Source organism: Comamonas halotolerans, from assembly GCF_030162935.1.
Taxonomy (GTDB): Bacteria; Pseudomonadota; Gammaproteobacteria; order Burkholderiales; family Burkholderiaceae_C; genus Comamonas; species Comamonas halotolerans.
Genome location: NZ_JASAUZ010000012.1, coordinates 428,351 through 448,459, shown reverse-complemented (window position 1 = coordinate 448,459; position 20,109 = coordinate 428,351). Strand labels below are relative to the sequence as shown.

At 57.4% G+C, this 20,109-nt stretch carries 18 protein-coding genes; 9 read left to right on the top strand and 9 right to left on the bottom strand.

Annotated elements, in window-relative coordinates; genetic code table 11:
* The first annotated feature begins 120 nt into the window (after window positions 1-120).
* The 3 genes from tkt to QEP11_RS09335 all read left to right on the top strand — a co-directional run bounded on the left by tkt (window position 121) and on the right by QEP11_RS09335 (window position 4,936).
* Entirely contained in the window at window positions 121-2,166 is a 2,046-nt protein-coding gene (gene tkt, locus QEP11_RS09345) for a transketolase (protein WP_284336355.1), read from the top strand.
* Window positions 2,167-2,260: 94 nt separating this feature from the next.
* The gene (gene gap, locus QEP11_RS09340) at window positions 2,261-3,259 is read left to right on the top strand and encodes a type I glyceraldehyde-3-phosphate dehydrogenase (protein ID WP_284336354.1); all 999 of its coding nucleotides are present in this window, start codon (window positions 2,261-2,263) and stop codon (window positions 3,257-3,259) included.
* A gap of 177 nt (window positions 3,260-3,436) precedes the next feature.
* The gene (locus QEP11_RS09335; protein ID WP_284336353.1) at window positions 3,437-4,936 is read left to right on the top strand and encodes a rhomboid family protein; all 1,500 of its coding nucleotides are present in this window, start codon (window positions 3,437-3,439) and stop codon (window positions 4,934-4,936) included.
* A 12-nt stretch (window positions 4,937-4,948) separates the two neighbouring features.
* Here QEP11_RS09335 and QEP11_RS09330 read toward each other — a convergent pair whose 3' ends face one another.
* Window positions 4,949-6,283: a hypothetical protein gene (locus QEP11_RS09330; protein ID WP_284336352.1), complete on the bottom strand. Its 1,335-nt coding sequence runs from the start codon at window positions 6,281-6,283 to the stop codon at window positions 4,949-4,951.
* Window positions 6,284-6,342: 59 nt separating this feature from the next.
* Between QEP11_RS09330 and QEP11_RS09325 the strand changes: the two genes are divergently transcribed.
* Window positions 6,343-6,591: a hypothetical protein gene (locus QEP11_RS09325; RefSeq protein WP_284336351.1), complete on the top strand. Its 249-nt coding sequence runs from the start codon at window positions 6,343-6,345 to the stop codon at window positions 6,589-6,591.
* Between the two features lie 252 nt (window positions 6,592-6,843).
* Here the strand turns inward: QEP11_RS09325 and QEP11_RS09320 are convergent, their stop codons facing one another.
* Entirely contained in the window at window positions 6,844-7,101 is a 258-nt protein-coding gene (locus QEP11_RS09320) for a hypothetical protein (protein ID WP_284336350.1), read from the bottom strand.
* Between the two features lie 474 nt (window positions 7,102-7,575).
* Here QEP11_RS09320 and QEP11_RS09315 point away from each other — a divergent pair, with 474 nt between their 5' ends.
* A complete protein-coding gene (locus QEP11_RS09315; RefSeq protein ID WP_284336349.1) occupies window positions 7,576-8,982 on the top strand; it encodes an aspartate ammonia-lyase in 1,407 nt (468 codons plus the stop codon).
* Window positions 8,983-9,065: 83 nt separating this feature from the next.
* Here QEP11_RS09315 and QEP11_RS09310 read toward each other — a convergent pair whose 3' ends face one another.
* Complete coding sequence (locus QEP11_RS09310; RefSeq protein WP_284336348.1) at window positions 9,066-9,437, bottom strand: HPF/RaiA family ribosome-associated protein; 372 nt, start codon at window positions 9,435-9,437, stop codon at window positions 9,066-9,068.
* 386 nt (window positions 9,438-9,823) lie between these two features.
* Here QEP11_RS09310 and QEP11_RS09305 point away from each other — a divergent pair, with 386 nt between their 5' ends.
* Window positions 9,824-10,696, top strand: coding sequence for a gamma-glutamyl-gamma-aminobutyrate hydrolase family protein (locus QEP11_RS09305; protein ID WP_284336347.1), 873 nt, complete (start codon window positions 9,824-9,826; stop codon window positions 10,694-10,696).
* 18 nt (window positions 10,697-10,714) lie between these two features.
* Here the strand turns inward: QEP11_RS09305 and QEP11_RS09300 are convergent, their stop codons facing one another.
* The 6 genes from QEP11_RS09300 to QEP11_RS09275 form a co-directional block, all read right to left on the bottom strand.
* Window positions 10,715-11,200, bottom strand: a complete 486-nt coding sequence (locus QEP11_RS09300; protein WP_284336402.1) for an FKBP-type peptidyl-prolyl cis-trans isomerase — start codon at window positions 11,198-11,200, stop codon at window positions 10,715-10,717.
* A gap of 104 nt (window positions 11,201-11,304) precedes the next feature.
* On the bottom strand, window positions 11,305-12,342 hold the full coding sequence (locus QEP11_RS09295; RefSeq protein ID WP_413788711.1) for a pirin family protein: 1,038 nt from the start codon (window positions 12,340-12,342) through the stop codon (window positions 11,305-11,307).
* Between the two features lie 150 nt (window positions 12,343-12,492).
* The gene (locus tag QEP11_RS09290; RefSeq protein WP_284336345.1) at window positions 12,493-13,203 is read right to left on the bottom strand and encodes a glutathione S-transferase N-terminal domain-containing protein; all 711 of its coding nucleotides are present in this window, start codon (window positions 13,201-13,203) and stop codon (window positions 12,493-12,495) included.
* 91 nt (window positions 13,204-13,294) lie between these two features.
* Window positions 13,295-13,867, bottom strand: a complete 573-nt coding sequence (locus tag QEP11_RS09285) for a DUF1439 domain-containing protein (RefSeq protein ID WP_284336344.1) — start codon at window positions 13,865-13,867, stop codon at window positions 13,295-13,297.
* 180 nt (window positions 13,868-14,047) lie between these two features.
* On the bottom strand, window positions 14,048-14,809 hold the full coding sequence (locus QEP11_RS09280; RefSeq protein ID WP_284336343.1) for a tyrosine-protein phosphatase: 762 nt from the start codon (window positions 14,807-14,809) through the stop codon (window positions 14,048-14,050).
* Between the two features lie 119 nt (window positions 14,810-14,928).
* Window positions 14,929-17,835, bottom strand: a complete 2,907-nt coding sequence (locus QEP11_RS09275) for a DNA topoisomerase III (protein ID WP_284336342.1) — start codon at window positions 17,833-17,835, stop codon at window positions 14,929-14,931.
* Between the two features lie 150 nt (window positions 17,836-17,985).
* On the opposite strand from QEP11_RS09275, the gene QEP11_RS09270 reads away from it, so the two are divergent.
* From QEP11_RS09270 to QEP11_RS09260, 3 genes are read left to right on the top strand one after another with little or no spacing between them, the layout of a single operon-like run.
* Window positions 17,986-18,510 (top strand): SET domain-containing protein, encoded by a 525-nt coding sequence (locus tag QEP11_RS09270; protein WP_284336341.1) that lies wholly within the window; start codon window positions 17,986-17,988, stop codon window positions 18,508-18,510.
* On the top strand, window positions 18,507-19,364 hold the full coding sequence (locus tag QEP11_RS09265) for a biotin--[acetyl-CoA-carboxylase] ligase (RefSeq protein ID WP_284336340.1): 858 nt from the start codon (window positions 18,507-18,509) through the stop codon (window positions 19,362-19,364). Before QEP11_RS09270 ends, QEP11_RS09265 begins: the two co-directional genes overlap by 4 nt.
* A 25-nt stretch (window positions 19,365-19,389) precedes the next feature.
* The gene (locus QEP11_RS09260; protein WP_284336339.1) at window positions 19,390-20,103 is read left to right on the top strand and encodes an SPOR domain-containing protein; all 714 of its coding nucleotides are present in this window, start codon (window positions 19,390-19,392) and stop codon (window positions 20,101-20,103) included.
* Window positions 20,104-20,109 lie beyond the last annotated feature (6 nt).

Below are 20,109 nucleotides of genomic sequence, written 5' to 3'. Positions count from 1 at the left end.
TCTGCAACCCACACTGTAGGCGATACAGGGGGCTATGTAATCGCATGGAAACCGCGCTTGATGCACATCGGTAAAATCCCCCCATCTTTGAATATCAATCCCCTCCGGAATTCTCTTCCCATGGCAAACACCCCAATGATGGCCAATGCGATCCGCGCTTTGGCTATGGACGCAGTGCAACAAGCTAACTCCGGCCACCCCGGTGCCCCCATGGGCATGGCCGATATGGCCGTGGCGCTGTGGAGCCGCCACCTGCAGCACAACCCTGCAAACCCACACTGGGCCAATCGTGACCGTTTCATTCTGTCCAACGGTCACGGCTCAATGCTGATTTACGCGCTGCTGCATCTGAGCGGCTACGACCTGCCCATGGAAGAGCTGAAGAACTTCCGCCAACTGCACAGCAAGACAGCCGGTCACCCCGAAGTGGGCATCACACCCGGCGTGGAAACCACAACCGGCCCTCTGGGTCAGGGCATCACGAATGCAGTGGGCTTTGCGCTGGCTGAAAAACTGCTGGCCGCTGAGTTCAACCAGCCCAAGCACGCCATCGTGGACCACCACACTTTCGTGTTCATGGGCGACGGCTGCCTGATGGAAGGCATCTCGCACGAAGCGGCTTCCCTGGCTGGTGCCTGGAAGCTGAACAAGCTGATCGCCCTGTGGGACGACAACGAAATCTCCATCGATGGCAAGGTGACTCCTTGGTTCGCTGACAACACGCCTGCCCGCTTTGAAGCCTACGGCTGGAACGTGATCCGTGACGTGGATGGCCACAATGTAGATGCCGTGGACGCTGCCATTGCCCAAGCCAAGAAGAGCAAGGACAAGCCCACGCTGATTTGCTGCAAGACACACATCGGCAAGGGCTCGCCCAACCGAGCCAACACTTCCAAGGCCCACGGCGAGCCACTGGGTGCAGAAGAAATCGCCCTGACCCGCGCAGCGCTGGGCTGGACCGCTGCACCGTTTGAAATCCCTGCCGAAGTCTATGCAGACTGGGACTGCAAGGCCGCTGGCAAGAAGGCCGAAGCAGCATGGAACAAGAAGTTCGCTGCCTACGCCAAGGCTTTCCCCGAGCAAGCCGCAGAGTTCAAGCGCCGCATGGCCGGCGATCTGCCCGCCAACTTCCTGGAGGTGGCTGCCAAGATTGCCTCTGATGCACACGACCAGGCTGCTACCGTGGCCAGCCGCAAGGCCAGCCAGTTGGCGCTGGAAGGGCTGACTGCCGCCCTGCCCGAACTGCTGGGTGGCTCTGCCGACCTGACCGGCTCCAACCTGACCAACACCAAGTCCACTCCCGCTTTCCGCGTGGACGACAAAGGCAACGTGGTCAAGACTGAAGACGGCAAGATTGGCCGCCACATCAACTACGGCGTGCGTGAGTTCGGTATGGCAGCCATCATGAACGGTGTGGCACTGCATGGCGGCTACATCCCCTACGGCGGCACCTTCATGACCTTCTCGGACTACAGCCGCAATGCGATCCGCATGGCTGCACTGATGAAGCAACGTGTGGTGCATGTGTTCACGCACGATTCCATCGGCCTGGGCGAAGACGGCCCTACCCACCAGTCCATCGAGCACGCGGCCTCTTTGCGTCTGATCCCCGGCCTGGATGTATGGCGCCCCGCCGACACCACTGAAACTGCCGTGGCCTGGACTGTGGCCCTGAGCCAGAAGAACAAGCCCACCGCGCTGTTGCTGAGCCGCCAGAATCTGGCTTACTCGCCCAAGGCAGAGACAGCCCTGGACAACATCGCCAACGGCGCCTACGTGCTGTCCGAGCCCAAGGACGTCGGCCTGAAGGGCAAGAAGGCCCAGGCCGTGATCATTGCCACCGGCTCTGAAGTGCAGCTGGCACTGGCTGCGCAAAAGCAACTGGCCGAGCAAAAGATTGCCGTGCGCGTGGTTTCCATGCCCAGCACCACCACATTCGACAAGCAAGACGTGGCGTACAAGACTTCCGTACTGCCTGCAGGCATTCCCCGCATCGCGGTGGAAATGGGCGTGACCGACTTCTGGTGGAAGTACGGTTGTGCAGCTGTGGTCGGCATCGACACCTACGGTGAGTCCGCCCCTGCCGGCGTACTCTTCAAGCATTTTGGTTTCACTGCTGACAATGTGTCAGCCACAGTGATCGAAGCCATCCAGCGCAACAAGTAAGCAACACCACCCGTCATCGCCCTAGGCTCTGACGGGTGTTTTGCGTAGAGTTAACCAGTTTCTTTATCTCCACTATCCATAGCAAGAGGCAACTATGACTATCAAGGTTGGTATCAACGGCTTTGGCCGCATTGGCCGTAATGTGCTGCGTTCCGCAGTGCAAAACTTCTCCGATATCGAAATCGTCGGTATCAACGACCTGCTGGAGCCTGACTATCTGGCCTACATGCTGAAGTACGACAGCGTGCACGGCCGCTTTGACGGTGAAGTGTCCGTCGAAGGCAATACCTTGATCGTGAATGGCAAGAAGATCCGCCTGACCCAGGAGCGTGACCCTGCCAATCTGAAGTGGGACGAAGTGGGTGCTGAAGTGGTGATCGAATCCACCGGCCTGTTCCTGACAGACGAAACCGCGCGCAAGCACATCACTGCTGGTGCCAAGAAGGTCATCATGTCGGCCCCTTCCAAGGACGCCACACCCATGTTCGTGTACGGCGTGAACTGCAAGTCCTACGCTGGTCAGGACATCATCTCCAACGCTTCGTGCACCACCAACTGCCTGGCACCTGTGGCCAAGGTGCTGAACGACAAGTGGGGTATCAAGCGCGGCCTGATGACTACCGTTCACGCTGCCACTGCCACGCAAAAAACCGTGGATGGCCCTTCCAACAAGGACTGGCGCGGTGGCCGCGGCATTCTGGAAAACATCATTCCCTCCAGCACTGGCGCTGCCAAGGCTGTGGGCGTGGTGATTCCTGAACTGAACAAGAAGCTGACCGGCATGTCCTTCCGCGTGCCCACTTCCGACGTGTCCGTGGTGGACCTGACCGTGGAACTGAACACCGAAGCTTCCTACGAAGAAATCTGCGCAGAAATGAAGGCGCAGTCCGAAGGCGCTTTGAAAGGCGTGCTCGGCTACACCGAAGACAAGGTGGTTGCCACCGACTTCCGTGGTGAGACCTGCACTTCCGTGTTCGATGCCGAAGCTGGTATCGCCCTGGACAAGACCTTTGTGAAGGTCGTGGCCTGGTACGACAACGAGTGGGGCTATTCCAACAAGTGCCTGGAAATGGTGCGCGTGGTGGCCAAGTGATCTGCACAGATCGCAAACCGCTTGGGCATAGCGCCTGAGCCATCAGCGCTAGGGTCCAGCAAAAAGCAAGCAATGTCACATTGCTTGCTTTTTTTGCGCCATGCCAAGAGGCCAGATGAGGGGATCGCTAGAGTCAGCGGCTGTGCACTGAATCCCGCCACACGTTCATCTACAACCATGTTTCTGGCCATTCCCCTTGAGAACAAACCATCGTGGAGTTCGCCTCCCTGGATGACGGTACTGCTCATCGTCATCAATTGTGTGATCTTCTGGGGCTGGCAAACGCCCGACGAAGAGTCGGTAGAGCGTGCAAGCCAGCACTACGCCCAAACGGTGCTCCCCACGATAGAACTGCCCTTGTTCCTTGAGCATCTTCAGAAGCAGTCTGCCCATGCTCATGTGCGCAAGCGCAATTCCATGGAAGCCATCAAGGAGTTGTACGAACACAAAGCTTATGACCTGCTCTATACGCTCATGTGGCAAGAGAGGGTATTCCGTGAAAGTTTGCTGGAGGGATTGGTCATCACCACCAGCCACCCTGATTATGCGCAGTGGCAGGAGGCTCGCGCTGCCTTCACACCGCTGGAGCTCAGTGAGAGCTTTACCGAGCGCTGGTCCATCAATTACGCACCCACTGCAGGCCTGCAGCCGGTCCAAGCCTTCACCTCCACTTTTCTGCATGGCAGCACGGGCCACTTGCTGGGTAATATGGTGTTTCTGTTCCTGTTTGGTTTCACGCTCGAAATCGCGCTGGGCTCGTTCACCTATCTCGCTTTCTATGTGCTGGGAGGTACCGCCGCATCGCTGTTCGCACTGATGTTCTATGCGGGCATGGGTGGCTACGGCCTTGGTGCATCGGGAGCCATCTCGGCGCTGATGGCCATGTATGCAGTGATGTACCGCATGCGACGCATCCGGTTCTTCTACATGCTGCTGTTTTACTTCAACTACGCCACCTGGCCAGCACTGATCATGCTACCGGTATGGATGGGGGTAGAGCTGCTGCAGCATCTGCTGGGAGATAAGCAGGTGGCCTATATGGCCCACTTTGGCGGCCTGCTGGCAGGTGCTCTATTGATGTGGGCCTATATGCGTTTGCATGTAGTGCAAGCGCCGATCAGCGCACAAGCACTGGCCAAGACCTCCCGTCACCAACTGGCCGATGCCGTAGCCCGAGCCCAGCGCTATACCGACGCACTGGAGTTTGACCGCGCAGCTCTTGCCTGGCGCAAAGCCGCGCATCTTGCGCCATCAGACCCTGACACTCTGCGGGCTTGGTTCGAAAGCGCGCGACACCACCCGGACAGAGAGGATTTTCATGCTGCAGCGCGGCGAATTTTCAAACTCCCGGCCACTACGGACTCCGAGCGTCAGTTGCAACTTTCCAGCTACCGTACCTACAGACAGCGAGCCCGGCCCGGCATGCGCATGAGCGCAGAAACCATGCACGGTCTCGCCCGCAACTTCGTGCGCATCGGAGCCTTGCCCGAAGCCGAAACACTATGCCAGTCACTGTGCAAGCTGACAGACCACCCTCAGTTGCCGGACACACTGATATTGCTGGTCAACGGCATGGTCCGCGCTGGCCGTGTCCAGGAAGCCAAATCCTGGCTCCCCACGCTACAGCAGCTTGCTCCCAAAGAAACCACGACACAGTGGCTGGCTCAACAAGACTGAACAACCCGCCGGTCAAGACTTGCTGCTGAGCATTTCCAGTTCATCACGCAGCAGCCACTCCACCTCCTTGGTGCTGGGGTGCTCCGGAAACCGCTGTTTCATGCCGATGTACACCTTCATCCCTGCCATGGGCTGGCCCAGCCCCTGCTTGTAGGCGCGCACCACCAACTCCAGCATGGCTGGAATCAAGTCGCTGCCGGCAAAGCGCTTGTCGAACTCCTTGGCCAGAAGCAGCACATATTTGGGTTTGCCGCCCTTCCATGCATGCTTGGCAAGATCCAGGCTCGCCTGGTCCGAATTGAGCCTGAAGTCGGAACAACTCTTGACGCAGCTCACCCAGGCCTCCATCGCCTCGCCGATGCGCTGGTGAGCGATCAGCATCGGGATAAAGCCCTGGCCCACATCGGACAGCGTCTCCACACGATCCGTCAGCTTGAGCACTCGGAAGTAGCGCCGATAGTCAGGCAAGTTCCGGTAGCTTTCACGCTGCCACTCACGTGCCTGCGAGACTGCCTCGTCCATCTGATTGGACTGCACCAGTTGGGCAATCAGCGCATCACGGTGTTTGGCCTCCTGCACCGCTGGATCAACCTGCGGCACAGAATGCCCTTGGGGTGCCCGCTCCACATTGATACCTAGCACGGCATGGTACTGGTACATGACGTATCCGATCATGGCTGCCATCACCCAGGTGAAATACATCGCTGCAAAGCTCACCAGAGGCAGCAGCAATACTGGCTTCACGACTTCAAGCATCAACATCACCACCATGGGCATGCCATATTGCAGCAAGAACAGAAAGAAGCACAACAATAGATAGGGTTTCCCGATGGCGAAAATCGTTCCCAGCAACTCAAACGGGTTGGCTGCCGAGCGCAGGCTGTGGGTCGTGGTCAAAACCATCCAGGCAGCGGGAGTCAGCAGGGCCACCGCGACATTGGCCACCACCTCCACAGCCGCCCCCATTGGCCTTAAAAAACCCACAAAAAATCCAAAAACAACAAGAACGCCAAAAAACTTCCAGGGCAACCATTTCCACCCCTCATCCATATGACTGGCCCGGTACTCCGAACTATCCGTAATGCCGCGCGAGGCCAGAGCGGCGACCTTGAACGCATAACGGCTGACAGAGAGCACCAGGCCCAGGCCCAGAACCACAGCAAAAAACGGAGAAAGATAGAGACCTAATACGAGGATTCCGTAGCTGCCTACCGATAGCAGCAAACCGTAAAGCAAAGGCTCAAGTTGTAACGGAAATAGAAAAAAGCTGTTGAGCTTCTGCCAAAACGGTGGAATTTCCCACTCAGAAGCCTTCTCGGAATAGCGATTGTTGCGTATTGAATGCAAGTCTTCCCTCTCTTTCGTCACCGGTATCCGCATGCGACATGGGCACAAACTGGGTGAACATGGCCTCTTTTTTGGAGACTCTCTGTACTCCCAAAAATGTAACCAAAGTAACAAAAGAGCATGTCGCCTGGGAGCGACACATCGTGGCGCAGTCTTTCTCGGAAAACGATAAATCGCAGCTTTCGCCTGACAACCGCCTTGCAAGTGGTTTGCGTGGCCTTGAAGCTATCACTGGTGCAGATCGCAACATCTCTGGCAGCGACCTGGGAGATGTCCACGCCTGCGCCTCATACAAAAAATATCTGTAGCTATTTGGCTTCTTGCTGCGCTTCCCATCCTGCTTTCACCCCAGACAATCTCCTGCGAACAAGCCGCGAATGGGCGGTCAGAGTGGAAGGCTTTTTCCTGATTCATGCCTTGGTCCGCACATGGATGAGGTGCAGGCTGGGGTTTTCGCACTGCATGCGGATTGCGGTGCCGGGAATTTCCACACCCATCTACGGCTGCGCGTTCATGCTGAGAAGGGGGTTGAATCACGCAGCCTGCTGCAAGCCAGTCAACTAGTTGACGATATGAATTGCGCCCTCATCCACGTAGAACAAAAATTCTTCGCGCGCGACGGTTACGGTAACCGGCTGGCCTTCGCTCACCCAAGACAGCACCATGCTGGCAATTGCTACATCCACCTCAACCTCCAATCCAACAGGAATATCTTCCGTCGGCCCATCTCCCACGCGGTGCTGTACCTTCCCTTGAATCTTTGCCTTGAAGTGCTCGGGCAGGTCGGTATTAGGTGATTGGGTATTTTTTTCCGTCATGTGTCCTCCTTTTTGTTGCTGCACAGCATAAACGCCCTACATCTAGGGACCAATGTAACCAAGGCTTTACCCAGCGTCTGTCAGCGAGGTGGCTATGAGCTTGCCCAAGCGTTTCCAGATGTTTTCAACACTGCTCGGCACGCACCAATTTGAAGATGCCTATTCGCACTATTTAAGTGCGAATATCGTCTAAAAACAACCAAAGTATGTGTTTTATTTATTTTGTTGCTTATTAATTCAGCCAATCAACATGAATTGCACCTAAATAAAGCAATCACAGACCATGTATGCACAAATACAGCGCAGGTTATGCAGAAAAGATTTCATAATTCCTGCATACGCCCTGCACCACTGGGCGAAGGCCTTGGCTTAACCAGTGGGACAGGGCGTCGCCACGTGTGCATCCGGACACCGCTTACGGGAGACGTTTACACACAAGGCGCACTTGTTTCATTGCATTGGAGAGTTGTAGTCATGCGCCAAGAAAGCGACTTTTTGGGTCCCAAAGACATTCCCGATACTGCCTACTGGGGCGTTCACTCTGCTCGCGCGGTAGAAAACTTCCCCATCACCGGTCAGGCGGTGGCCCAAATGCCCGCCTTGATTCGCGGCTTTGCCTATGTCAAAAAGGCAGCAGCTGCAGCCAATCTGGCGATGGGAACCATCAATGCACAGCAAGCCACCGCTATCTCCAAAGCCTGTGACCTGCTGATCGCTGGTCAGCACCACGACCAGTTTGTGGTGGACGTGATCCAAGGAGGAGCGGGCACCTCCACCAATATGAACGCCAACGAGGTCATTGCCAATCTGGCGTTGGAAACATTGGGCCTGCCCAAGGGCAGCTATGACGTTATTCACCCCAACGACCATGTCAACGCCTCCCAGTCCACCAACGATGCCTATCCCACCTCAGTGAAATTGGCCACCTATTTTGAAATTCAGGACCTGTTGGCAGCCCTGGCAGCATTGCGCGGTGCCTTCCAGGCCAAGGCCGAAGAGTTCAAGGATGTACTGAAAATTGGCCGCACCCAGCTACAAGACGCTGTGCCCATGACGCTGGGCCAGGAGTTCAATGCCTTTGTCTCCATGATTGCCGATGACGAGAAACGCCTGCGCGAATCCGCCAGCCTGATGTGCGAGATCAATATGGGGGGCACTGCCATCGGCACCGGCATCAACGCACCCGTGGGTTATGTGGATGTAGTCGTTCCCAAGCTGGCCGAGTTTTCCAATGTACCCGTGGTGAAGGCCAAGGACCTGATCGCAGCCACCGGCGATACCGGCGCGTTTGCCGACATCTCCGGCATCCTCAAGCGCATTGCGGTCAAGCTGTCCAAGATCAGCAATGACTTGCGCCTGCTGTCCTCCGGGCCCCAGGCTGGTGTGGGCGATATCAAGCTGCCTGCACGCCAGGCTGGCTCGTCCATCATGCCCGGCAAGGTCAACCCAGTGATTCCTGAAGTGATGAATCAGGTCTGTTTTGAAGTGATTGGCAATGACGCCGCCATCACCATGGCTGTGGAAGCTGGCCAGTTGCAACTGAATGCGTTCGAGCCCTTGATGGCATGGGCCTTGCACAAGAGCCTCAAGCACTTGGCCCATGCTTGCAAGACTTTGCAGGTGAACTGCGTGGAAGGCATTGAAGCCAACACCGCCTTGCTGGATACCCGCATCCACGAGTCTGTGACCTTGGTCACCGCACTCAACCCGTTGATTGGCTATGAAAAGGCAGCCAAGATTGCCAAGACTGCCATCGCCTCTGGAAAGCCTATTGCCATCGTCGCGGAAGAGCTAGGCATCATGAGCCAGGCGCAAATGAAGGCGCTGTTGGTGGCCGACAAGCTCACTACCCCTGGCGCACTCACCGCTGCTACTGCATAAAGCAGCGACTTCAAGTCGCTCCATAAAAAAAGCCATGGCGGAAAGGCCATGGCTTTTTTGCATAGTGCGTATGCAGTGGCTATTTAGCCTTCGGTGCCTGTGGCAACGTCATCGACACCACGCACACTTTCTCGACCCTTCTTGTCGCGCAGCTTATCCAGATCAGTTTCCACTGCACGGCGCAATTTTTCCAGCGCGGCGTTGAAAGCGTCTTTGACTTTTTCTGCCTCGGCGTTCACAGCAATGGGTGGGCGCCCATTGGCACGGGTTTCCAGCACACACTTCTTCCCAGGGCCGCCCGTCGTTTTGAGCGCGTCTACCGCGGTCAAAAAGACTTCTACGCGCACCACATATTCCTTCAGACGCGCCAACTTGGTATTGATCTCCTCGTGGGCCCATGTTTCCAGCGAATCACCGCCCTGGATGGTTGCGTCGGTATGGACTTGTACTTGCATGCATCTCTCCTTGTCACCAAAAGCCGTGCCGTCAAGCACGGCGGGGGTTTGCTGAGTCCAGCGGAAATCAGATCACGACTCCATCCTAGCAGCGCTCAGGAATCGTTTGTATCTTTGTCACAGTGTGGGGGTAAAAATCCTGCTTGCAAGTCGGATCACCACGCTCAATTGATGTTTATCAATAATTTCAACACCCTTGCCGCGGCTGTGAGTAGTCCATATTTTCTTTGCTATATATTGGCCTGATGCACTCAAAAGAATAGCAAAAAGCCTGGGAAATTTGCTTGTAACGTTATCCACACAGCGGCAGCAGAGACTTTCCTACATGACAAAGCCAAGTCAGACAGTTACAACTGGAGCACTGCCACCATTCATGCCTGTGCTCCATGTCGCTTACTGCCTCACGCCGACTGAAAATCGGCCTGTCCGCCTGTTTCTCTCATGCTGATTCCACCCGCCCACTATTCACCGGTAAAACATTGCAGTATGTAGAACAGTCCATCGCCCACTGGATCATGTCCAGTGGTGCCATGGTGGTGATGGTGCCTTGCCCCATGGGTGAAACCGCCAAAGGCGATGTCACGCTGGCGCATTACGCCGAGTGGCTGGATGGCGTGGTGATGCATGGTGGTGCCGACGTGTGGCCCGGTAGCTATGGTGAGGAGCCCTTGCACCCAGAATGGCTGGGAGATCGGGTGCGTGACCTTTATGACTTGGCCGTGGTGGAGGCCTTCAGCCAGGCTGGCAAGCCCATTTTTGGCGTATGCAGAGGCTTGCAACTGATCAATGTGGCCTTTGGCGGAACACTCTACCAAGACATCCTCACACAGGTGCCGGGTGCGCAGGTGCACCGTAACGCCTCCACTTACGACAAACACCAGCACGACATCCACATCGTCCCTGGTTCGCGCCTCTCGGAACTCTATCCCAATACTTCTTTAGCCAGGGTGAACAGTATTCATCACCAAGGCATCAAAGAAGTGGCGCCCGAGTTTGTGGTGGAAGCATGGAGCGTACCCGACAACATTCCCGAGGCCATTTATCGTCGCGCACCCGGTAAAAGCTATATCTCAGCCACACAGTGGCACCCTGAGTTCAGCAACCCGGATAGCCCCATCATTGACAGCAGCGTGTTGCTGGGCGATTTTCTGACAGCCTGTGCGCATGCCAAGCACCGCCCTGCCGAAAGCCACAGCCCATTCCAGATCCGCGACCGCGCAGCACGCGTACTACGACGTGCGCTGCTTCGCCGTCAGTAAAAGCAAGAGCTGCCCAGCTTAGTGGTGGTGACCGTGACCGCCGTGCACGTGACGATGCTCAATTTCGACAGCCTCTGCCGCGCGCACTTCCGTCACCTTGCAACTGAAACGCAGGGCCTTACCCGCCAGAGGATGGTTGCCATCCAGTTGCACCACAGGCCCTTTGATCTTCACCACGTTGTAAATCTGGGGCAAACCTTGGTCATTCGTGCCTCGCAGTTGACCTCCAACCTTCACACCGGCAGGAAACTCGCCCTTGGGGATGGTGCGTTGCAAGCTGGGGTCATGCGGACCAAAGGCTTCATCCACGCTCAGATCGATGGTCAGCGTATCGCCTGTAGCCTTGCCTTCCAGCGCAGCTTCCACTTTGGCAAAAATATTGTCGTAACCGCCGTGCAGATAGGCCACGTCGCCCTTGTCCAGCAGGCTGCCAGCAATGCCACCATTCAGGAGTTCATGGATTTTGTAGTTCAGCGTAACCGCTGTGTCTTTGGTGATGTTCATGGATGTCAGCACAAAAAATGGCGGCCAAGCCGCCATGGTTGGAATGCTACGCATTGTCCACCATCCCCTGCGCGGGGTGCAGGGAATGGTGTGCTTGGGCTGCATCAAGCTGTGGGCACTTCGTCCTCTGCCTGACCAGGATGACGCGCAAAACGACGAGGTTCGCTACCGTGCACCGGAGCATTGCTGTCCCAGGGCCAGCCGCCAAACTGAGTGCGGCGGAAATCCATCATGGCTTGCATGATCTCTTCCTGCGTGTTCATGACAAACGGGCCATACTGCGCCACTTGTTCGCGGATCGGCTTACCCTGCAGCATTACCAGTTCGCCAGTTGCATCGCCTGTATTGACCAGCTCCACGTCACGCCCCGCCTCCAGTTGCAGTGCAGCATGTTCACGCAAATCCTGACCCGCCAGCTGCAATCGGCTGCCCACAAACCAGTAAAGCATGCGACGGGTTTCTGCTCCCTTGGCAGCAGCCAAAGTCCAGCGCGCACCGGGCTCCAGAGAGATTGTCCAGATCGCCAGATCCGAGCCCTCTTGCGAAGCCCAGGACTCGGGTGGAGGCGACAACGGTGCATCAGCACCTTGCAATGCCCCGGCAATCACAGTCACCGTCGTCTTTTTGCCCTGGTCATCTGTGTGGTGCAGGCGCGGAATGCGCTCGTTCCACAACATGGTGAAGTGCGGCTTGACCATCTTCTGCCTGGCAGGCAGGTTCAACCAGATCTGGAACAACTCCAGGGGGTTGGGCTGATCGGTGTTGAGCAGCGGGAACATCTCGGAGTGCATGATGCCCTCCCCAGCGGTCACCCACTGCACATCACCGCCACCAAAGCGAGCGGCAGCGCCCAGCGAGTCCGCGTGGTCAATCAAGCCCTTGCGCACCAGCGTGACGGTCTCAAAGCCACGGTGGGGGTGACCAGGGAAACCGGGCACATGCTCACCGTGATACATCGAAAAGCCATCTTTGTTGCTGAAGTCGCTGCCCATGGGGCGATCTTCCAGCTCCACGGCCTGCACACCCATGCTGCCGTCACCGGCAGGATACGCATCGTTGTGGTGGGCACAAAAGAGGAAGGGATCGATACAAGGCCAGCGTGCGCCAAGTTCTAAAGTCTGGATGATGGGGGATGCAGACATCATGTCGCTCCTGCTTGGTGCTGCCATGTCCACCCCCATGGCGGACAACATGCAGCGTTGCAATAGATCAAAGATATAGGCGAGAACCTGCCTTACCAAGCCCCGAAAGTAGCAACAGAGTGTTCCATTAACAAGACAATTGCAAGTAAATCATGGATTTACTGCTGGCGGCACATTTAATCCTCGCTGAACCGCAGGGCGTTCCAACCAGGTTGCCAGCACGCGCTGCACATTGGCATAGCTGGGCAAGTCCAGCAGAGCCTCCGCCTCATAGTTCACATGCAGGCAGCGAATCCAGGGCAGCACCGCAATATCGGCAATGCTGTAGTCGCTGCCCATGATCCACTCTCGGTCTTGCAAACGCTGATCCAGCACGCCCAGCAAACGTTTGGCCTCATTCACATAACGCTGCAGGGGACGCTTGTCCTCAAAGTCTTTGCCGCCATATCGATGGAAGAAGCCCACCTGACCAAACATGGGACCAGCTCCGCCCATCTGCCACATCAGCCACTGCAGGGTTTCATAGCGCGACCGTGCATCCGATGACAGCAGCTGACCGGACTTTTCTGCCAGGTAGACCAGGATAGCCCCTGACTCGAACAAACCCAGTGGCTGCCCCCCAGGGCCATTCGGATCGAGAATGGCCGGGATTTTGTTATTGGGGTTGAGCGCCAGAAACTCTGCAGAGAACTGGTCATTGGCATGAATGTCCACCCGGTGGGCTTCATACGGAATGCCCACCTCCTCAAGCATCACCGACACCTTGATGCCATTCGGTGTGGGCAAGGAATACAGTTGCAGCCTCTGCGGAAACTGGGCGGGCCACTTGCGGGTGATGGGGTGTACCAGGGATTGTTGCATCGTGCTGCTCTCCAGCCAAAGCCACAGCGCAAGCGCTGCAGCACAGTCTTGTCAATGGAGACACGATGTTAGCGGGCTTGACCGCCACCGCCTAGGGCTTGCTGCTGACTACCGGCTTTTGTTCGATGGCTACGGTCAGGCCTTTGTCCGTCACGGTGATGGCTCCTGGCTGCAGGCCCAAGCTATCAGCCAGTTCCAGATCTTCTGGTTTCACGGTGTAGAGCGGAAAGCCCTGCAGCGCTTGCTGCGCCAAGCGCAGGCCATAGGTCTGCACCATGTCAGCCATGGCGGCAGGCGCATCGGGCAGCATCAGCGAAAGCACCTCCACGCGCTGCGCACGCACACTGCGGTCGCGGGGCTCGTAGTACAGGCCAAAGCGCACCTGCATCTGACCGCTCAAGCTTTGGCGCAAGGCAGGGCCGGACAGCTGTACGGACAAGGTGGTCTGCAGCTGATTGCTCACCGGCAGCAGCAGCAATTGAGGCTGCTGCATATCGAACTGCAGCAGGCCCGCAACCGGAAACTGCTTGGGAAAATGCTCTGCCAGCCCTTGCTCCAGCTGCGCCTGCGGGATGTTGATCTTGGTCGGCACGGCCTGCGAGCAGGCACTGATCCACATGGTACTGGCTGCTGCTGCGGCAAGGAAAAAACGACGGCGAAACATGACTGAAGCTCGAAGTGCTGCGTCCACCACCCCAAGGCGGCTTGGGAAATTGCAAAAAATGTCACAAAACGCTTGCTTTACAAGCGTTCATTGCTCTCAATTTAAACAGTTTAGCGCAAAGCTTGATCTTGCATTGGACACAGTGCCATCATGGCAAACACAAGGTTGCCACGCAGGCATTCATGCCTGCAGATAGCGTGCGCGCAAGGTGTTCTGAGCTGATTCGTCGAGTTGCATGGCTTCTCGCAGATAAGTGGGCATATCCCCATAATCACGCTCGACCATCTCATAAGCACTTGCCAGGAATTCCGGCTGCACCCGCCACAGCACATTCAGGATATCTTGCGGCACAGATTGCGCAGCACGCGCAGCCATGGCAGCCGGGCGTTGGTAGTACTGGTTGGTAAGCAGGTAATCGCGCTCAATGTCGGTGCGTGCCACTCCCAATGTTTCCAAAATCAAGGCCGCAGCCCACCCGGTTCGATCTTTGCCCGCCGTGCAGTGAATCACCGTCGGCGCATCTTCTTGCAGCAGCAACTGGAACAGCTGCGCAAACTGTGCTGCGTTGTCACGCACAAAGTGGCGATAGGTTTCCTGCATCAAGGCCACACTGTCTTCAGCCGTCATACTGCCTCCAGCATGAATCAACGCCAATGCTTTTTGAACTACCGTGGGCTCAACGGTAAGCGCATGGGTTTGCACCCCCTCCCATGCGTAGGCATCTGTTGTGCGCTCTTGCACACCCCGAAAGTCAGCGCTGCGACGCACACCTAACCCTTGCAGGGCACGCAGCCCCTCGTCTGTCAAATCAGCCAGGTGGTCTGAACGAAACAGCGTGCGCCATCGCACGCTGCGACCACCATGGCCCACATAGCCACCGAGATCGCGAAAGTTGGTCGTACCAGGCAAAGCGATATGGCGCGCAGGAGGGTTCAAGGTCATCGCAATTTCTCCATTCAATCAGGGATGCAGCATGTCAGACGCCCATGTCAAAAACATGAAAACGCCGCAAGCACTCCAATTGGAGCGCAGTGCGGCGTTGTTGTCAGTCACACAGCGGATCAGTCGTTGGCCACCAGATGCTTGCCAACCAGCCCTGTGACCTCAAACATCCCAACACGCTCCTTGCCAAATACTGGCAGCAGCTTGGCGTCCGCAACAATCACGCGCTTGTCCTTAGGATCCTGCAGATTGTGGGCCTTCACGTAGTCCCACACTTTTTTGACCACCTCGGTGCGTGCCACAGGGCTGTCGCCAATCACAGCCGCCAAAGCAGCATCGGGGCGGTAGTTGGCTGCCACGGTCTTTCTCGCAACTGTTTTCTTGGCCGCAGTGGTCTTCTTGGCTGCAGGCGCTTTCTTGGCAGTAGTTGCTGTTTTAGCCGCACCACCTGCTGCCGGTTTGCGCGCTGGGTACTTGCTGGCTTCGAACTCGAAATTGACTTTGCCAGCAGCAGCATCCCAGGCCAGGAAGGCCTTGAAGTTGCGACGTGTGCGGTTGGAGACAAACTTCTCCAGAAGATCGGTTTTGCCGGTAGCCAGCAGCTTGCTCATCTGCTCGCGCTCAATCGGCTGCTGCAGAATGATCTGGCCGCTCTTGAAGTCACACGACGGCGTGGGCTGCTGCGCCGTCGGCACAGAGCGGCTGCACACGTAGTTGGCCCCATGCTCAAAAACGGGAGAGCCACACTTCGGACAGTTGCCCAACGATTGCTGACCCACAAAGTCCACAGGCCCACTGGCTTCCGCTTCTTTCTCGTCTTCGCCAAAGTCGAATTCCAGCTTGAAGTTCTTGGCTTCCTCATCACGCACGATGGCAACTTCGGCCACAAATGGCCAACCAGCCTTGGAGCGAAACCCTTCCAGCGGGCCAATGCGGCGCTCGCGCAGCAATTGCTCGGCCTCGTGCGTCTCAAAGGTGCGGCCTGCGGGCGATTTGGTGAACGAGAAGCCGCAACCATCGCTGTGGCCGTCGGCACCGGTGCAGGCGTAGCGGCGATAGTTTTCTTTGACGATGCCACCACAGTTGGGACAAGGTGTTGCCAAGGTGGCGTAATCCCCCGGAATGGTGTCGCGGTCATACTCCTTGGCCTTGCGCACGATTTTTTCCGTCATGCCTGCAATCTGCTGCATGAAGGCTGTGCGCGAAAGCTCACCTTTTTCCATTTGCGAGAGCTTGTACTCCCACTCGCCCGTGAGATCAGCACGACAGAGTTCATTGATTTCCAGACCACGCAGCAGCGTCATCAACTGGAAAGCCTTGGCCGTGGGAATCAGCTCGCGCCCTTCGCGCAGCATGTATTTTTCGGTCAGCAAGCCTTCGATGATGGCCGCACGCGTCGCAGGTGTGCCCAGGCCCTTTTCCTGCATGGCTTCGCGCAGTTCATCGTCTTCCACCTGCTTGCCCGCGCTTTCCATCGCGCCCAACAGCGTCGCTTCCGAGTAACGGGCAGGAGGCTTGGTCTTCAGGCCCTTGGGCTGTGCATCGCTGGTGCGTGGGTGCTCTCCAGGCTGTACCGCCACCAAGGGCTGCCCCTTGTCACCTTCCTTGGCATCCTCGACTTCATTGGCCGCTTCCTTACCGTAAATGGCCAACCAGCCGGGTTTGACCAGCACCTTGCCTTCAGTTTTGAAATGGTGCTGCTCCACCTGCGAGACACGGGTGGTGACTTGGTATTCGGCGCTGGGGAAGAACACCGCCATAAAGCGGCGCACGACCAGGTCATACAGCTTTTGCTCAGCCTCAGACAGGCCAGCAGGCGCCTGCGTGGTGGGGATGATGGCAAAGTGGTCTGATACCTTGGCATTGTCAAAAATGCGTTTGGTGGGACGCACATAACCAGCGCCGAGTGCTTGCTGTGCGAAGGGCTCCAGATGGCGCATGCCACTGTTGGCCAGCATCTCGAAGGTCTGCCGTGCTACCGGCACATAGTCTTCCGGCAGCGCTCGTGAGTCGGTACGCGGGTAAGTCAGCGCCTTGTGGCGCTCGTACAGGCTTTGCGCCAGCGCCAGCGTGGTCTTGGCCGAGAAGCCAAACTTGCCGTTGGCCTCACGCTGCAAGCTGGTCAGATCGAACAGCAGCGGCGAAGCCTGGGTGGTGGGCTTGCTCTCCTCGGTGACTGTGGCAGGCTTGCCCTTGACTGCGGCAGCAATGGACTCCGCCTCATGCTTGCTCCAGACACGGTCGGCTTTGGCCTCGGCATCCTCGGTTTTTTTCCACTGAGGATTGAACCACTTGCCCAGGTACTGACCAGCCTGCGCATCAAACGTGCCGTGCACCTCCCAGTAATCACGGCTGATGAACTTGCGAATCTTGTCTTCACGATCCACCACCAATGACAGCGTCGGCGTCTGCACACGGCCCACCGTGGTCAGAAAGAAACCGCCGTCACGCGAATTGAATGCCGTCATGGCACGCGTGCCGTTGATACCCACCAGCCAGTCGGCCTCGGAGCGGCTGCGCGCAGCATCGGCCAGACCCTGCATCTGTTGATCGCTGCGCAGCTTCTCAAAGCCCTCACGAATCGCCTGCGGCGTCATGGACTGCAGCCACAAGCGAGAAATTGGCTTGCCCAGCCCGCCCTTCGCTCCACCTGCGTATTGCTCGATCAGACGGAAGATCAGCTCACCCTCGCGACCCGCGTCACAGGCATTGATCAGTTGCGTCACATCCTTGCGCTTGGCCTGCTTGACCACAGAGTTCAAACGGCTCTTGGTCTTGTCGACCGGTTTGAGATCAAAGCGTGGCGGAATCACCGGCAAGTTGGCAAAGCTCCATTTGCCGCGCTTGACGTCAAACTCTTCGGGCGCCTGGATTTCCACCAAATGGCCCACTGCACTGGTCACCACGAACTGCTCGTTCTCAAAGTGGTCTTCGTGCTTGTCAAACTTGCCATAGGCGGGCGTGAGGGCCCGCACGATGTCTTGTGCCACCGACGGTTTTTCCGCTATCACCAAGGTCTTTGTCATTGAATGCTCTCGTCATTTGCAACGGCCGCCCACACAGCATGGGGCCACCGCTTCTACAATTCGTCTTCACGCACGCGTGCGTGCGCATATGTACATGTACGCATGTGCGCGCACGTGCATGTGTGCATATTTAAGTTATCAGAGATTTCAATGCCCAGCACATCCCGCCCTTCTTCTCTTGGAAAGCGCATCCAGACGCGTCGCTCCGGTGTACATGGCAAGGGCGTGTTTGCAGTACAGGACATTGCCGCTGGCGAAACCATCATTGAATACAAAGGCGAAGTGATCAATTGGGAAGAAGCCCAGGCGCGTCACCCCCATGACCCTTCGCAGCCCAACCACACTTTCTACTTTCATGTGGATAACGATGTGGTGATCGATGCCACCTACGGCGGTAACTCGGCCCGCTGGATCAACCACAGCTGCGCCCCCAACTGCTACACCGATGAGCGTGGCGGCCGTATCTACATCGTGGCATTGCGCAATATTCGCAGTGGCGAAGAACTGAACTACGACTATGGTCTGATGGTGGAAGAGCGCTACACCAAGGCGCTCAAGGCCGAATACGCTTGCTTTTGTGGTGCTTCCACCTGCCGCGGAACCATGCTGGCGCCCAAGCGTGGCTGGCGCCCACCAATGCCTGAAGACTTTCCCTGCGATGGGAGCTGGACATGAGCGCGCAACCCACACATTGGCATGCCGAAGACCTGTGGCTGGAAATTGCCCCCAAACTGCCCGGCTTCACCATGGAGGTACTGCCCGAAATTGATTCCAGCAACACCGAACTGATGCGCCGGGCGCGTGCGGGCCGTGCCGAGCCCATTGTGCTGGTGACCGAATCGCAAACCGCTGGCCGAGGCCGCCAGGGCCGCAGCTGGGTCAACCAGCCCGGCGATTGCCTGATGTATTCACTGGGCCTGGTGCTCAATCCCGTAGACTGGTCGGGCTTGTCGCTGGTCGTTGGGTTGAGCATTGCTGAATCGCTGCAACCCGCTGGTACTGGCAGCCAACCTCAGATTGGCGTGAAATGGCCCAATGATTTATGGCTGCACGATGGCCGCAAACTGGGGGGCACCTTGATCGAAACAGCCAATCTACCACCCGCCACGGATGCTGCTTGCTTTGGAGCAGGGCTTGGTGTGCCACGTTTTGTCATCATCGGCACAGGAATCAATGTACGCAGGCCGCCTGCTCAGGCCCAGGCACTGTCCACCCCTGCAGCCTGTTTGCAGGACGTGGATGCGCAGTGGAGCGCCCCTCGGGCCCTGAAACAGCTGTTGCCACGCTTGGTGGACGATGTGCTGCTATTTGCCAACCACGGCTTTGGGCCATTTCAAAAACGCTTTGCTGCGCGCGATGTGCTGCGCGGCCAGCACGTGCATTTGAGCGATGGCAGCAGTGGTGAAGTGCTTGGTGTGCTGGCCGATGGCGCTCTGCAATTGCGTACTAATAACGGTCTGCGCAGTGTCATCAGCGGCGATGTCAGCGTGCGCCCCATGCACATGTCACTGCCGCCGTCGGCGGTCTGAACCAAAGGAAAAAGGAACTGCTTGCATGTTGCGTTTTGCCTTGCTCGTACTGTTGCTGGCCAATGCCGGCTATCTGGCCTGGACCCAAGGGTGGATGGCCACCCTGGGCTGGGCACCGGCGGTGCAGACCGAGTCCTACCGCCTGCAGCAGCAGGTGCGCCCCGACGTGCTGAGCATCGCACCTCAAGTGGCCGAGCCCATCAACGCACCCAGAACACCAGAGTTTCAGCCAGAAGCACTGGTCACAACGGTGAGCGAACCCACCGAGGAAGTCTTGCCAGAAAGCACCATCTGCCTGCAAAGCGACAGCATGGACGAAGCCAAGTCTTCCGCCCTGCAACGCAGCTTGCAAGGCAGCGCACTGCCCGCATCCAGCTGGCAGCTGCAGACCAGTTCGGTATCTGGCCGCTGGATGGTGTATCTGGGCAAATTCCCCAATGACACTGCGCTGGAAAAGCGCCGTGCCGATTTGCGCGCCCGCAGAATTGCCTATGACCGCGCAGGAGGCAATCTGGAGCCCGGGCTGTCGCTCGGACGTTTTTCCAGCGAAGAAGCCGCTGCTCGAGAGTTGAGCCGTATGCTTAACCAAGGTGTGCGCGGCGCACGCGTGGTGCAAGAGCGTGCGCCCCAGACGCTTTACACGCTGCGTGTGGAGCAGGCAACTGCCGCACAGCACAATCAGTTGCGCAGCATGCTACCTGCACTGGGCATTACGCTACGCGCCTGCCCAGGCAGCTGAGCCATC

What these genes read in the sequence shown, in the direction of transcription:
- tkt (WP_284336355.1), top strand. Translation starts at nt 121, where the DNA reads ATGGCAAACACCCCAATGATGGCCAATGCGATCCGCGCTTTGGCTATG.
- QEP11_RS09315 (WP_284336349.1), top strand. Translation starts at nt 7,576, where the DNA reads ATGCGCCAAGAAAGCGACTTTTTGGGTCCCAAAGACATTCCCGATACT.
- QEP11_RS09285 (WP_284336344.1), bottom strand. Translation starts at nt 13,867, where the DNA reads ATGTTTCGCCGTCGTTTTTTCCTTGCCGCAGCAGCAGCCAGTACCATG.
- QEP11_RS09270 (WP_284336341.1), top strand. Translation starts at nt 17,986, where the DNA reads ATGCCCAGCACATCCCGCCCTTCTTCTCTTGGAAAGCGCATCCAGACG.
- QEP11_RS09335 (WP_284336353.1), top strand. Translation starts at nt 3,437, where the DNA reads ATGTTTCTGGCCATTCCCCTTGAGAACAAACCATCGTGGAGTTCGCCT.
- QEP11_RS09320 (WP_284336350.1), bottom strand. Translation starts at nt 7,101, where the DNA reads ATGACGGAAAAAAATACCCAATCACCTAATACCGACCTGCCCGAGCAC.
- QEP11_RS09265 (WP_284336340.1), top strand. Translation starts at nt 18,507, where the DNA reads ATGAGCGCGCAACCCACACATTGGCATGCCGAAGACCTGTGGCTGGAA.
- QEP11_RS09275 (WP_284336342.1), bottom strand. Translation starts at nt 17,835, where the DNA reads ATGACAAAGACCTTGGTGATAGCGGAAAAACCGTCGGTGGCACAAGAC.
- QEP11_RS09310 (WP_284336348.1), bottom strand. Translation starts at nt 9,437, where the DNA reads ATGCAAGTACAAGTCCATACCGACGCAACCATCCAGGGCGGTGATTCG.
- QEP11_RS09325 (WP_284336351.1), top strand. Translation starts at nt 6,343, where the DNA reads ATGGCCTCTTTTTTGGAGACTCTCTGTACTCCCAAAAATGTAACCAAA.
- gap (WP_284336354.1), top strand. Translation starts at nt 2,261, where the DNA reads ATGACTATCAAGGTTGGTATCAACGGCTTTGGCCGCATTGGCCGTAAT.
- QEP11_RS09290 (WP_284336345.1), bottom strand. Translation starts at nt 13,203, where the DNA reads ATGCAACAATCCCTGGTACACCCCATCACCCGCAAGTGGCCCGCCCAG.
- QEP11_RS09260 (WP_284336339.1), top strand. Translation starts at nt 19,390, where the DNA reads ATGTTGCGTTTTGCCTTGCTCGTACTGTTGCTGGCCAATGCCGGCTAT.
- QEP11_RS09300 (WP_284336402.1), bottom strand. Translation starts at nt 11,200, where the DNA reads ATGAACATCACCAAAGACACAGCGGTTACGCTGAACTACAAAATCCAT.
- QEP11_RS09295 (WP_413788711.1), bottom strand. Translation starts at nt 12,342, where the DNA reads ATGTCTGCATCCCCCATCATCCAGACTTTAGAACTTGGCGCACGCTGG.
- QEP11_RS09280 (WP_284336343.1), bottom strand. Translation starts at nt 14,809, where the DNA reads ATGACCTTGAACCCTCCTGCGCGCCATATCGCTTTGCCTGGTACGACC.
- QEP11_RS09305 (WP_284336347.1), top strand. Translation starts at nt 9,824, where the DNA reads ATGTCGCTTACTGCCTCACGCCGACTGAAAATCGGCCTGTCCGCCTGT.